Here is a 12768-nt window from a genome sequence, read left to right as displayed (position 1 = left end):
GCGATCCTTCAGCGGTAGAGAGGACCGAAGGTGGCGCAGGCCCTGAAGTCGGCGCTCTCGGGCTCAGCGGTGCCGAAGGGCACCCAGGCCTTGGGGCGCAGAATCCTCTCGTGCTCGACGTTGTGCATGTAGACGGGGATGCGCAGCATCGAGGCCAGGGTGATGAGGTCGGCACCGAAGTGTCCATAGCCGGTGGCCGTGTGGTTGGCGCCCCAGTTGGCCATCCAGTCGTAGACGGAGGTGAAGGCGCCCTCGCCGGTCAGGCGCGGGACGAAGAAGGTCGTCGGCCACGTCGGGTCGGTACGGTTGACGATCTGGTCGCGCACCTCGTCGGGCAGCTCCACGGTCCAGCCCTCGGAGATCTGGAGGACTGGCCCCTGGCCGGCCACGAAGTTCAGGCGGGTCGCGGTGACGGGCATGCCGCCGGCGGTGGTGAAGTGCGTGGAGAAGCCGCCTCCGGGGAAGTACTCGCGGGTGGCGGCGTGGAAGGTGGAGGCCTTCAGATCCGCCTCAATGTCCGCCTCGGTGATCTCCCACCAGTGCTTGATGATGGGGTTGCCCTCGGCGTCCTTCTCCTCACCAGTGGCGTTGAGGGTGGTGGCCCCGGAGTTGCGCAGGTCGATGAACCCGTTCTCGGCGCGACCCTCGAGCTTGTATCCGGTGACCCGCTCAACGGCCTCGGGGCTCCAGTAGGTGCGCACGTCGCTGAAGAGCTGGGGACGGTGAGTCAGGACGGAGTTGAAGAGCATGGCGACGGCGTTGCCGGCGTCGCCCTCCGTGGCGAAGACCTTCTCAGGCCGCTTGCCGCTCCAGTCGAAGGTGGTGTTGAGGAAGGTCTCGAGGATATCGCCGTTGGGCTTGTAGTCCGTCCACTGACGCTGCCCCTGGAAGCCCGCCGCGATGGCGTCGTGCCCCTCGGCCTCCTCGACGAAGCCCAGATCGGCCAGGGCGGGGTTGCCCTCCATGAGGTCGCGGCCGATGAGGAGCATCTTGATGCAGTAGTCGAACTGCTCGTCGTACTCCTCCTGGGTGAAGCGGTTGGCCTCGGGGTTGCGGTTCTCCCCGATGGTGAGGTTCTCCCGGGCCCAGGCCAGGGCGGTCTCGTACTCCTTGTGGTCGTAGATGCCGTGGGCGATACGGCGGTCGATCTCGATCATGTCGATGTACTCGGCCCGCATGCCCAGGTAGTCGACGAAGAACTGCTCGGGGACGCGGCAGCCGGCGATCCCCATGGAGACGGTCCCGATCGAGAGGTAGCTGCGCCCCTTCATGAGGCCGACCCCCAGGGCGGCGCGCACATAGCGCAGGATGTTCTCAACGACGTCGTCGGTCAGGCCCGAGTCGTCGGCGTCCTGCACGTCGTGGCCGTAGATGCCGAAGCAGGGGATGCCCAGCATGTTGTAGGCGGCGGCCGCGGCTGCCAGGGTCACGGCCCCCGGGCGCTCAGTGCCGTTGAAGCCCCAGATGGCGTGCGGGATCGAGGGATCGAGGTCGAGAACCTCGGTGATGTAGTTCCAGGAGGCGGTGACGGTCAGGTCGGCGCACACGTTCTCGGTGCGGAACTGCTCCTTGCAGCGGTTGGCCTCGGCCACGCCTCCGATCGCGGTCTCGGAGACGACACAGCGCACCGGGCTCCCGTCGGGATAGGTCAGGCGGGAGGAGATGAGCTCGGCGACATCCTTGGCCAGCTGAGCGGTCTTGTCCTCGAGGGACTCCCTCACACCACGACGGCGTCCGTCGATGAGGGGGCGGATTCCGATGGCGGGGTATGACGCGGTGGGCATGACAAGTTTCCTTTCACTGGGCGACGATGACCAGGACCCACATCAATGTGAGCGCAAACAAAGCATGACCCCGACCAAGTGGTCATGTCAAGCCCGAAAACAGAAAGATGAAACCGTAGACATGAGAGCGCCAACATGAGACGATGCCGCGGTACCACTTCTGACGCAACGGGGCGCGCAGCGGTACGCCCCGGGGAAGGAGCCCATCATGCTTCTCAACGACGCTCGACAGCAGATCGCCGATGCCTGCTCACACCTGTCCGACGACGGCCTGGTCGTCGGAACCGCAGGCAACCTGTCCGTTCGGGAGGGGGACCTGGTCGCCATCACCCCCTCGGGACTGCCCTACCAGGAGATGCGCCCCGACCTGGTCGCCGTGGTCGAGTACGCCACCGGCAAGCAGGTCGAGGGGCCGCTCAAGCCCGCCAGCGAGCTGGACCTGCACCTGACCGCGCTGCGGGCGACCGGACAGATGGCGGTCGTGCACACCCACTCCTACGCTGCCACCGCCGTGGCCAGCCTCGAGGGCGTGAGCGTGCTGCCGGCCGTGCACTACTACATCTGCATGTTCGGCGGCAGCGACGTGCGGGTGGCCGACTACGCCATCTACGGCTCTCCCGAGCTGGCCGCCAATGTCGAGAAGGCCCTGAAGGGACGTACCGCGGCCCTCATGAGCAACCACGGCTCCGTGGTGACCGGCCCGGACCTGGCCGCCACCTACGTCCTGGCCCAGGAGCTGGAGTGGGTCTGTGAGCTCTACCTGCGCACGCTCGCCGTCGGCAGCCCCAAGATCCTCTCCAATGAGCAGATCGAGGCGGTCGCATGCAAGATCCGGGACACCGGCTACGGTCAGCACGCCCCGGCCGAGGAGGGCTGAGCGCCTCGTCCGGAGGAGACTCGGGTTCCAGGCCGGGTAGGGTCTGCCCCATGACGAGGATCGTGGCCGGAACCGTGGGCGGGCGCAGGATCGAGGTGCCCCGGTCCGGGACGCGCCCCACCTCCGAGCGCGTCCGTGAGGCTCTTTTCGCCCGCCTGGACCACTACGGGGTGCTCGACGGCGCTCGGGTGCTGGATCTGTGCGCGGGCTCCGGGGCGCTGGGCCTGGAAGCCGCGAGCCGAGGAGCCGGCGACGTCACGCTCGTGGACTCCTCGCGAGGCGCATCGGAGACCTGCCGGCGCAACATCCGGGCACTGGGCCTGCGCGGGGTGTCGGCGGTGACCGCGAAGGCGGCCGCCTTCCTGGCCGGCCCGGCGGGCGCCCCGATGGACCTGGTGCTGCTCGACCCTCCCTATGAGCTGAGCGAGGAGGAGCTCACCGCGATCCTCACCCCCCTGGCCCGGGGTGAGGACCCGTGGCTGGCACCGCACGCCGTCGTCGCCGTCGAGCGCTCGACGCGCTCACCGGAACCCACCTGGCCGGAAGGGCTGGGGCGCTTCGCGGACAAGCGATACGGCGAGACCACGATCTGGTTCGCCGAACCCACCTGAGCCGGGGACGCGTTCCGGCACAGGCCTCCCGACCCTTCACGCTCTTTCGAGGAAGGCCTGAGACTCCTCATCGAGGCGCTCAACGATCGCCGCGGCCAGGGCGCGGTGCTCACTCAGCTGCGGGTCGGCGGCCACGATCCGTTCGGCCTGACGCCTCGCGGTGGCGATGAGGCGGGCATCGCGGGTCACGCGCAGCAGGTCCAGCCCGGAGGCGCGGCCCGACTGCGAGGCCCCCAGGACGTCACCCTCGCTGCGCAGCTCGAGGTCGGCCTCGGCCAGCGCAAATCCGTCCGTGGTGGAGGCGAAGGCCTTGAGCCGGTGAAAGGCGGTGGAACCGACCTCCGCGCCGGTGACCGCCACGCACAGGGACGGTCTGCTGCCGCGCCCGACCCGTCCGCGCAGCTGGTGGAGCTGGGACAGGCCGAAACGGTCGGCGTCCAGGATGACCATCATGGAGGCCTCGGGCACGTCCACCCCCACCTCGATGACGGTGGTGGACACCAGGACCGGGGTGGCGCCGGAGGCGAAGTCCGCCATGGAGGCGGCCTTGCCCTCACTGCTCATGCGTCCGGTGAGGACCCCGACGCCGATACCCTCCAGGGCGGGCTCACCATCCAGTCGCCGCCTCCACTCCTCGACGGCGGCCAGCGGGCGGTCCGGATGCGAGCCGCTCCCCTCGTCCGTGAGCGGCTCCGGCCCCTGCCCGTCTTCGGTCTCGAAAGCCGCTGCGCCCTCCGTCTGCACCTGCCGGGGCTCATCGTCGACCTCGATCCGTGGGCAGACGACATAGACCCGCCCTCCGGAGGCGACCTCCTTGGCTGCACGCCGCCAGATTCCCTCCACCCAGGAGATGCGTGACCACGGGACGAGGTGGGTGGGAACGGCGCTGCGTCCGGCGGGCAGCTCATCGAGGACGGAGGTGGCCAGGTCGCCGAAGACTGTCATGGCGATGGTGCGCGGAATCGGGGTGGCGGTCATGACCAGCAGGTGGGGCGTGTGGCTCTGACCGGTGGCCGGGTCGGTGAGGCCGCCGCGCTCGCGCAGGGCGTCGCGCTGGGCGACGCCGAAGCGGTGCTGCTCGTCGACGACGACCAGGCCGAGGAAGGGGATCTGCACCGTGTCGGACAGCAGGGCGTGGGTGCCCACGACGATCGCCGGCTCACCGGCGGCCAGATCGGCGAGGATCTGACGGCGCTGAGCGGTGGGGGTGGAGCCGGTCAGCAGGTGGACGCGGGTGGCACGCTCGGCGCCACCGAGCATCCCGAGTCGGGCCATGGGGCCGAGAACCGCTTCCAGCGAGGAGTGGTGCTGGGCGGCGAGAACCTCGGTGGGGGCCAGGAGGGCGGCCTGCCCTCCCCCTCCAATCACCTGGAGCATGGCGCGCAGGGCCACGAGGGTCTTACCGCTTCCCACGTCGCCCTGAAGAAGGCGCTGCATGGGAACGGTGCGGGCCAGGTCGGCGGAGATCTCCCGACCGACCCGTTCCTGTCCGGCGGTGAGGTCGTAGGGCAGGCGGGCATCGAGATCCGCCCTCAGGGAGTCCTCCGTCTCCGGTACGGGCCAGGCGACCGCGGTACGGGTCGCCTCATGATGGGCTCGGCGCTGAGCCAGGGCGACCTGCAGGATGAGGGCCTCCTCGTGGCGCAGTCGACTTCGAGCGGCCTTCCACTGGCGAGAATCCTCGGGCCGGTGCACCCAGCGGTAGGCGGTGTAGGCGTCGACCAGCCCCATCTCGCGCCGCAGCTCCTCGGGGATGGGGTCGGCGACGTCACCCGGCTCGAGCTGGTCCAGGACGATCCGCACCGCCTTGGCCACCAACCAGGACGGGAGGGCCTCCGTGCCCGGGTAGATGGGCATGGGGCGGGCCAGCAGAGCCTCACGCTCGGCCTCATCGAGCTCGTCAAGGACGTACAGGCGCGGGTTGGACAGCTGCTTGCGTCCGCGGTGAAGTCCCACCTTGCCGCTCAGGAGGACGGTGGTTCCAGGAGCCAGCTGACTGGCGCGGGCACGCATCTGGCCCGTCGCGCCGAACTGGACGAGGTCCATGGTGGAGGCGCCGTCGGTGACGGTGGCCTCCATGAGGGCCGGCACCCGGCCGGAGCGGGTGCGCCGGGAGGAGGCCCGCACGACCTGCGCCTGGATGGTGGCCTGCTCGCCCTCGACGAGCGTGCGCATGTCGGTCAGCTCCCCCCAGGTGTCATAACGCCGGGGCAGCAGGCGCAGCAGGTCCGCCCCGGTCTCCACCCCCTGCTTGGCGAGCTGGGCGGCCGTGCGCTTGCCCACGAGCCGGGTCACAGGACGCTCGAGAAGTCCGACGCTGCCGGGGCGGGGCGTACGGGTTGAGCGATCAGACGAGCCGGGCACGACCCCACCCTATGACGAAGGAGCCTCGGAGCCGTTCATGACCCGAGCCGCTCGCAGCCGCTGGCGATCTCATGGCCGCCCAGCGGGCCCGGAGACGGCTACTCGATGGCGATGAGAACGTCAGGGTGCTCCTGGCCGCCCGCGTGGACGGCGACCTCCACGTCCTCACCGATCACGTGCCCTCGGGCTCCTACCGCTGCGCTGGCGGCCAGGGCGCCGACGTCGCGGCCGGCGTTGCGGCCGGTGATGACGGTGAGCAGCTCATCGGAGGGCCGCAGCGCCGAGGCCACGGCGCGAGCCACGGCCTCGGCATCGGCCTGGGCTCCGTTGAGGGCGATGGTGCGCAGCCCTGCGGCGGCGCTCCAGGCGCGACGGGCCAGCTCGGTCAGCTCGGCCTCCTCGCCCCTGCCGGCCAGGGCGACTGCAGCTGCCAGGACCCGGGCCTCGTCGTCGGTGTCACATACGAGGAGCTGAATGCCCTCGGCCGCGTAGCGCTCCGACTGGGTCCCCGTCTGCACCCCGGCACGGGCGGTCTCACGCGCGGTGCTCGACTTCCGGGTCCCCACCGGCGGGCGGACGGTGGAGACGGCGGAGCGAGCCGCCAGGAAGCGGGCGGCGTCGTGGGCCGCCTCGGTACAGGCGGCGTCGCAGGGCAGCACGATGACCTGGGAGGCTCCCAGGTCCGCGGCAGCACGGGCGATCCCCTCCCGGTCGGGGTTGAGGACGACAGCGGCATCGGAGCGGGCGAGCTGCTCGATGAGCCCGGGAGCCCGGGTGCAGGCGATGACACCGACACCGGACTGCCGCGAGCGCACGGCCAGACGCGGGGCCTCCTCCGGCGTCGGGCGGGGCACGGCCGCCTGGGAGGGGTGCATGCGCACCGACTTCGCCTTGCGCTCGGCCCGACGTGCGGCCAGGCGCTCGAAGGAGACCACGTGCCCCGTGGGGTCGGAGTCGAGCGCTCCCCACGGGGACGGAGGCTCGTCTGTGGAGCTCACCAGGGCGGTGGGGTGGAGGTGGTGGATGCAGATCTGGCGGGCGCGGCCCGCGTGCGGCAGAGCGGCGCGCGGCGTGTCGGTGTGGACATGGACCTGATAGAGCCCCACGCCCAGGGCGTCCGGGGTGCCGACGACGCCCACGGAGTCACCGATGAGCTCCAGGTCTCGGCGCAGCTGACCCGCCTGGACCGCGGTCGCCTCGAGCAGGTACATCACCTCGAACTCACCGGTGGACATGCCCAGGGGCTCGGGACCCACGCTGTGCGGCACCCCGCCCGCGGCCAGATCGGTGAGCATCTGGCGGGCGACGGCGGTGTAGGGAGCGTGCTCGTCGGCGTCCTGGTGGCCCTGGCGCAGCTCTGGGGCCTCAGCCGTCCCGCCGCCGGCATCCTGAATCGCGTCAATGGTGTCCGACAGGGAGGTCAGCAGCAGCATGAAGGCCGCCCCCCCGGCATCCACCGGGCCGTGCCCGAGTCCCGCCGTCTCCACAACGGACTCCTGAGCACCGAAGGCGGCGGCAGCGGCGATGAGGCTCAGGGTCGCGGGCGAGCTCGCCGTCGCCTCCTCAAGGGCGGAGCGGGCCGCCGTGGCCGCGTCCCGAGCGACCGACAGCAGGGTCCCCGAGACCGGTCGGGAGACCGCGGCCCAGGTGGTGTCCGCCATGGCCTCGTAGACGTGCACGAGCTCGACGGGGCGCAGGCCGGTGGGGTCGGGGGCCTCGGAGCAGACGTCGGCGAAGGCGGCCAGCGCCTGGGAGACCAGAAGACCCGAGTTCCCGCGGGCTCCCCGAACGGCGCCGTCGGCTGCGGCGCGGGCCACCTGGGCGGCATCAGCGGCCCGCCCCAGGCGATGGAGGGCGTCGGAGGCCGAGCGCAGGGTGAGCAGGACGTTGGTTCCGGTATCCGCGTCCGGTACGGGGAAGACATTGAGGATGTCCACGAGGTCCCGCGTCTGATCGGCAACGATCTCCGCCAGCGCGATCCAGCGCCGCACTGCGGCCCCCTGCAGCACATGGGCCCCTGAGACAGGGGTAACGGGGCGATGTCCTTGCGACTGCGCCATCTTCGCCTCCCCTGGGTCCTGGCTACGACCGGCACACCATGTGTTTCACGCTGCGAACACCTTCTGTTCCATTGCATGATCTGCATATGTGCAGGCGTTCAGCGAGCCTGGTTCATGGCTGGGCCGAGCCTTTGGGTTGATATGTGGTTTCAGAGTACCTGCCCGGACACGTTCCTCCCACCGGAGCGGGGTGCCTGCACAGCGACCTTGCTCAGTGCGCCGGAGAACCGATGGAGCATCCTGGCCACCGGCGCGCTGGTCAGACCGCTACCACCACACCCGCCTGGAGCACACGCCCCCTGCGTGGTGAGATATAACACACTGCCCGTCTGTCTCACACTCAGTCCCCGGGTATCGAGCAGTGCGGCATGTGCCAGAACGCACGCCAACACGGCTTGGGGGCCCGCACAGAGGTCCGCTATTGTGTTCGGGTTGCCCAGCGCCCCACGCCTGGGCGGTAAGACCTGACGCCGGGCATCGGCCTGAGCGTTGAAGCATTGAAGATCAGGAGTGAGACCGTGGCTGCTGTGTGCGACGTTTGCGGCAAGGGCCCCATCTTCGGCAAGAGCGTCTCGCACTCCCACGTGCGGACCAACCGCCGGTGGAACCCCAACATCCAGCGTGTGCGTGCTCTCGTCAACGGCGCCCCCAAGCGCCTCAACGTGTGCACGTCCTGCCTCAAGGCCGGGAAGGTGACGCGCAACATCTGAGCGCATCACCTCGAGTCCTTCGAGCACGAGGCCGCCGCTGCGCAAGCAGTCGGCGGCCTTTTGTCTTGCCCCGTCTCTCTTCAACGGGGTGCAGTCCGTCAGGTGTGAGAGAAGTGGTCCCACCCGGTGTGCTCCTGCGGCGGTTCTCCTGCGAGGAGGACGCCCGGCCGACGCCCCAGCACTCGGGCCGCTGATGCCTGCGGGCTCAGGACCCGGCCGATCACCCTGGCCCCGGCGGGTAGTCGCTCGAGGGCGTCTGTCGGGACGGTGGCGAGCAGACCATGGTCCTCTCCCCCGGTAAGCAGCCACCTGCGGGCCAGGGCGCGAGCCTCTGATCCGCCGTGGCCGCTCACGAGCGCGGACACCGGTTCGAGGAAGGACGCGTCCGGCAGGTCACCTGGATCATCGAGGTCGATGACGACGCCGCTGGCTCGGGCGATCCGACCGGCGTCGCGCAGCAGCCCGTCGGAGACATCCAGCATGGAGGTGGCGCCGACCAGGGCCAGCTCGCGGCCTGCTGCCAGGGGCGGGGTGGGGGCGCGGAAGGTCTCGATACAGGCACGGACCTGAGGCTGCTCCTGGCCGCCGGCAAAGAAAGAGGTGTGCGAGCCTGGTGCGTGGTCAGTACCCGCGCTGAGCAGGGCGAGTCCCGCCGCGCTGCGCCCCAGGGTCCCGACGTGGATGACGGCGTCGCCGGGCCGGGCGCCACTTCGCAGAACCGGTGCGCGGCCCTCGAGGTCGCCCAGGACCGTGACGGCTACAACAAGTGAGTTACCGCCACTGAGGTCACCGCCCACGACGCCCGCCCCGCAGGGCTCGCAGCCCCGGGCCAGTCCTCGGGCGAAGTCCCGCACCCAGCCGACCGACGTGGCCGCGGGCATGACCAGGCCGACGACGATCGCGACCGGCCAGGCGCCCATGGCGGCGGCGTCGGCGAGGTTCTGGGCCGCGGCCCTCGCTCCGACGTCGCAGCCAGTGGACCACTCGGTACGGAAGTGGCGCCCCTCGACCAGGACATCGGTGCTCACCGCCGTGAGCGAGTCGGGGAAGGACAGGACCGCGCAGTCGTCCCCCGTGCCGACGGGGGTCTGCGGACCACGGGGCAGAAGGGGGGTGATGACGGCGAGCAGCTCCTCCTCACTGAGGTCGCCGACTCGCACGTCCTCGCCCGGAACCCCTCGGCCGGCTGCGTCCTGCTCAGCGGTTGACATCGGTGGAGCGGGCCGCGGCCAGCTCGATGAGCTCGGAGACCAGCGCGGTGTAGTCCAGACCTGAGACCTGCCACATGTAGGGATACATGGAGAAGGGGGTGAAACCGGGCATCGTGTTGATCTCGTTGACGACCGCCTCGCCGCTGTCGGTGAGGAAGAAGTCCACCCGGGCCAGCCCCTCGCAGCCGACCGCCTCGAAGGCCCGCGCGGCGGTGTCCATGATGAGTGCGCGCGCCTCAGGGCCGATGCGCGCCGGGCAGACCATGGCGACCGCGTCGTGGGCCAGGTACTTGGTGTCGTAGTCGTAGAACTCGCCGGCGCCCTGAGAGGCATCCATGGCGATCTCACCGGGCTCGGCCACCCGGGGGGCGTCGTCGTCACGGCCCTGAAGGACGGCGACCTCGACCTCGCGTCCGACGATGCCGCTCTCCACGAGGACCTTGGGATCGACCGCGCGGGCCGCCTCGATGGCCTGACGGAGGTCCTCTGGGCGGTCGACCTTGCTGATGCCCAGGGAGGAGCCGGCGCGAGCGGGCTTGACGAACAGGGGGTAGGTCAGGGACCGGCAGGCCTCCAGGATGGCCTCGGGGTCACGCTTCCAGGTATGGGGGCCGACCACGACGTGCGGTGCCGTGGCGATGCCCGCAGCCCCCAGGAGCACCTTGGTGACCTGCTTGTCCATGCCAGCGGCACTGGCCAGCACCCCGCAGCCGACGTAGGGAAGGCCCATCATCTCCAGCATGCCCTGGATGGTCCCGTCCTCGCCGTAGGGCCCGTGCAGCAGCGGCAGGACGACATCGACCCGCCCCAGGACCTGAGGCCCCGTAGGGCCGAGCACCGTGAGCTCACCGCCTCCCAGGGGTGCGGTGAGTGTCCCGCGTCCCAGACCGTCGGCGGTGATGGTCACCGGAGGCCGGCTGTCGCTGAGCTCGAGGGCGGCCGGATCGTCCTCGACGAGCAGCCACTGCCCCTCGGGGGTGATACCCACCGGAAGGACCTCGTAGTGGTCGCGGTCAATGGCTGACAGGACGCCGGCGGCAGTGGCGCAGGAGATCGTGTGCTCACCGCTGCGTCCGCCGAAGACGACAGCAACACGCACTTTGGACTTGTCAGAACTGGGGACGGAGGGTCCGTTTTCCTGGAGGGCTGTCATAGGTCCCACGCTACCGCGCGGCGCCCCACATGCTGATAACGCACAAGAAACCCGGAATAAAGCCGGCCTTCTCAGGTCGTGATCGCCTGCTAGGCCTGAGACGGCGCCGCGTGGACGCCCTCCGCCTTGCGAGGACGGGCCAGCAGCGCGTCAGTCACCTGCGCGACGCTGGCGGCCCCCTCGACGACGGTGACGACTCCGGCGGTGATCGGCATGTCCACGCCGTGAGCCCGGGCCAGGTCGAGAACGGCGCGGGCCGACTTGGCTCCCTCCGCCACGCCCCGGGAGGCCGCAGCGGCCTCGGCCACGCTCATCCCCTCGCCGAGGTGGCGGCCGAAGGTCTGGTTACGGCTCAGGGGCGAGGAGCAGGTGGCCACCAGGTCCCCCATGCCGGCCAGCCCGGAGAAGGTCTCCGGGCGAGCCCCGAGCCTGAGGCCCAGTCGGGTGATCTCCACCAGGCCCCGGGTGATGATCGTGGCCTTGGAGTTGTCCCCCAGCCCCCGGCCCGCGGCCGCGCCGACGGCCAGGGCGATGACGTTCTTGACCGCTCCGCACAGCTCGACGCCCAGGACATCGGTGTTGGTGTAGGGACGGAAGGTACCGGTGGCGCACAGGGAGGCGATCCGGGCGGCCACCTGCTCGTCGTCGGCGGCCACGACGGTGGCGGTGGGTTGGCCAGCGGCGATCTCGTCGGCGAGGTTGGGACCGGAGACGACCACGACGCGGGAGGCGTCGATGCCCAGGGCCTCGGACAGGACCTCGCTCATCCGCAGCCCGGTGCCCAGCTCGATGCCCTTCATGAGGGAGACGGCCACGGTGTCGTCGGTCAGGGCACCCCGGAGGGGTTCCAGGACTCCCCGGGCCTCCTGGGAGGGCACGGCCACGACGACGATGCCCGCGCCCTTGACGGCTCCGGCCAGGTCGGTGGTCGCCTTCAAGCCCGGCGGCAGGCGGTGACCGGGGACGTAGCGCTCGTTGGTGCCGGCATTGATCTCCTCGGCCATCTCCCGGCGCCGGGCCCAGATCGTCGTCGGAGTACCGGCCTGGGCCAGGAGACTGGCAAAGGTGGTGCCCCAGGCGCCCGAGCCGATGACGGCCGCGGCCTGCTGCGCCGGTGCACTCGTTGCGCGTTCGACGCCGCTCACTGACCGTCCTCCTGGGTGTCCGCCTCAGACATCGGGTCGGGGCGGCGTACGCCGATCCTTCCCGTGCCGGGGTCGCCGTCGTAGTGCATGTCGAAGGGGCGGGGGGCCTTCTCGCCACGGAGCTCCTCCACCAGGGAGGTGATGGCCCGCATGATCTCGGCGGTGCAGGCACGCACGGCCTCGCGGTCCTGGGTGTCCTGACCGAAGCGGGACAGGTCCATGAGCTCACCGATGGTGACGCGCACATCCTTGCGGGGGAAGGGCCGGAAGGAACGCCCGTAGGTGTCCAGGATCTCGTGCGCGCCCCACTGCCCCATCGGCAGGACGGGGGCGCCGCTGGTCATGGCCAGCCGGGCCGCCCCGGTCTTGGCCACCATCGGCCACTTGAGGGGGTCGCGGGAGAGCGTGCCCTCGGGAAAGATCATGATGGCTCCGCCGTCGGCCAGGACCTCATTGGCGGCCTTGAGGGCCGTGGCAGCATTCTGTGTGCCCCGCTGGACCGGGATCTGGCCGCCGGCCCGCAGGATGGACCCGAGCACCGGCACCTTGAACAGCGTGGACTTGGCCAGCGAGTAGACAGGAACATCGGCATCGACCAGGGCTCGCATGGCTGTGAGCGAGTCGAGGTCGGTCAGGTGGTTGGCCACGGCGATGAAGCCGCCCTCGCGGGGGATGTTCTCCAGGCCGGTCACCTTCTGCCGGGAGACCATCTTGAGGAACGGGATGATCGCCCCGCGCGCGGCGAAGCGATAGAACGGAGTCATGGGGCGTGTTGCAGGCACAGGTGAACTCTATCCGCTCAAACGGGCTGAACGAGGTTCTCCGAGCCGAGCCCGAGGCCTGCATGTTGCAC

At 70.3% G+C, this 12768-nt stretch carries 10 protein-coding genes; 3 read left to right on the top strand and 7 right to left on the bottom strand.

Annotated elements, in window-relative coordinates; genetic code table 11:
- Positions 1-8: 8 nt before the first annotated feature.
- The gene (locus FBF36_RS05105) at positions 9-1784 is read right to left on the bottom strand and encodes an L-fucose isomerase (protein WP_009396630.1); all 1776 of its coding nucleotides are present in this window, start codon (positions 1782-1784) and stop codon (positions 9-11) included.
- Positions 1785-1992: 208 nt separating this feature from the next.
- Between FBF36_RS05105 and FBF36_RS05100 the strand changes: the two genes are divergently transcribed.
- Together FBF36_RS05100 and rsmD are read left to right on the top strand one after the other, a co-directional pair.
- Complete coding sequence (locus tag FBF36_RS05100) at positions 1993-2661, top strand: class II aldolase/adducin family protein (RefSeq protein WP_009396628.1); 669 nt, start codon at positions 1993-1995, stop codon at positions 2659-2661.
- Positions 2662-2711: 50 nt separating this feature from the next.
- Entirely contained in the window at positions 2712-3272 is a 561-nt protein-coding gene (gene rsmD / locus FBF36_RS05095; RefSeq protein ID WP_138137231.1) for a 16S rRNA (guanine(966)-N(2))-methyltransferase RsmD, read from the top strand.
- A 36-nt stretch (positions 3273-3308) separates the two neighbouring features.
- Here rsmD and FBF36_RS05090 read toward each other — a convergent pair whose 3' ends face one another.
- Positions 3309-5567, bottom strand: a complete 2259-nt coding sequence (locus tag FBF36_RS05090) for an ATP-dependent DNA helicase RecG (protein WP_009396625.1) — start codon at positions 5565-5567, stop codon at positions 3309-3311.
- Between the two features lie 167 nt (positions 5568-5734).
- Complete coding sequence (locus FBF36_RS05085) at positions 5735-7696, bottom strand: DAK2 domain-containing protein (RefSeq protein ID WP_138137229.1); 1962 nt, start codon at positions 7694-7696, stop codon at positions 5735-5737.
- Between the two features lie 518 nt (positions 7697-8214).
- Between FBF36_RS05085 and rpmB the strand changes: the two genes are divergently transcribed.
- Positions 8215-8406 carry a 50S ribosomal protein L28 gene (gene rpmB, locus FBF36_RS05080; RefSeq protein WP_003785965.1) on the top strand — a complete coding sequence of 64 codons (192 nt, stop codon included), beginning with the start codon at positions 8215-8217 and terminating at the stop codon, positions 8404-8406.
- Positions 8407-8504: 98 nt separating this feature from the next.
- On the opposite strand, the gene FBF36_RS05075 is transcribed toward rpmB, so the two are convergent.
- From FBF36_RS05075 to FBF36_RS05060, 4 genes are all read right to left on the bottom strand, one after another.
- Positions 8505-9617 carry a thiamine-phosphate kinase gene (locus FBF36_RS05075; protein ID WP_009396617.1) on the bottom strand — a complete coding sequence of 371 codons (1113 nt, stop codon included), beginning with the start codon at positions 9615-9617 and terminating at the stop codon, positions 8505-8507.
- On the bottom strand, positions 9604-10770 hold the full coding sequence (locus tag FBF36_RS05070) for a D-alanine--D-alanine ligase family protein (RefSeq protein ID WP_009396616.1): 1167 nt from the start codon (positions 10768-10770) through the stop codon (positions 9604-9606). Before FBF36_RS05070 ends, FBF36_RS05075 begins: the two co-directional genes overlap by 14 nt.
- Before the next feature lie 89 nt (positions 10771-10859).
- Positions 10860-11915: an NAD(P)H-dependent glycerol-3-phosphate dehydrogenase gene (locus FBF36_RS05065; RefSeq protein WP_009396615.1), complete on the bottom strand. Its 1056-nt coding sequence runs from the start codon at positions 11913-11915 to the stop codon at positions 10860-10862.
- A complete protein-coding gene (locus FBF36_RS05060; RefSeq protein WP_009396614.1) occupies positions 11912-12679 on the bottom strand; it encodes a lysophospholipid acyltransferase family protein in 768 nt (255 codons plus the stop codon). The genes FBF36_RS05065 and FBF36_RS05060 overlap by 4 nt, the downstream gene beginning before the upstream one ends.
- Positions 12680-12768 lie beyond the last annotated feature (89 nt).

The organism is Actinomyces sp. oral taxon 171 str. F0337, from assembly GCF_005696555.1.
GTDB classification, from domain to species: domain Bacteria; phylum Actinomycetota; class Actinomycetes; order Actinomycetales; family Actinomycetaceae; genus Actinomyces; species Actinomyces oris_E.
The sequence above is the reverse complement of the archived record's forward strand: the minus strand, read 5'-3'. Positions and strand labels throughout refer to the sequence as shown.

Excerpts from the sequence above, each read along its gene's own strand:
- FBF36_RS05075 (WP_009396617.1), bottom strand. The coding sequence starts at position 9,617 with ATGTCAACCGCTGAGCAGGACGCAGCCGGCCGAGGGGTTCCGGGCGAG.
- FBF36_RS05105 (WP_009396630.1), bottom strand. The coding sequence starts at position 1,784 with ATGCCCACCGCGTCATACCCCGCCATCGGAATCCGCCCCCTCATCGAC.
- FBF36_RS05060 (WP_009396614.1), bottom strand. The coding sequence starts at position 12,679 with ATGACTCCGTTCTATCGCTTCGCCGCGCGCGGGGCGATCATCCCGTTC.
- FBF36_RS05070 (WP_009396616.1), bottom strand. The coding sequence starts at position 10,770 with ATGACAGCCCTCCAGGAAAACGGACCCTCCGTCCCCAGTTCTGACAAG.
- FBF36_RS05100 (WP_009396628.1), top strand. The coding sequence starts at position 1,993 with ATGCTTCTCAACGACGCTCGACAGCAGATCGCCGATGCCTGCTCACAC.
- rsmD (WP_138137231.1), top strand. The coding sequence starts at position 2,712 with ATGACGAGGATCGTGGCCGGAACCGTGGGCGGGCGCAGGATCGAGGTG.
- FBF36_RS05085 (WP_138137229.1), bottom strand. The coding sequence starts at position 7,696 with ATGGCGCAGTCGCAAGGACATCGCCCCGTTACCCCTGTCTCAGGGGCC.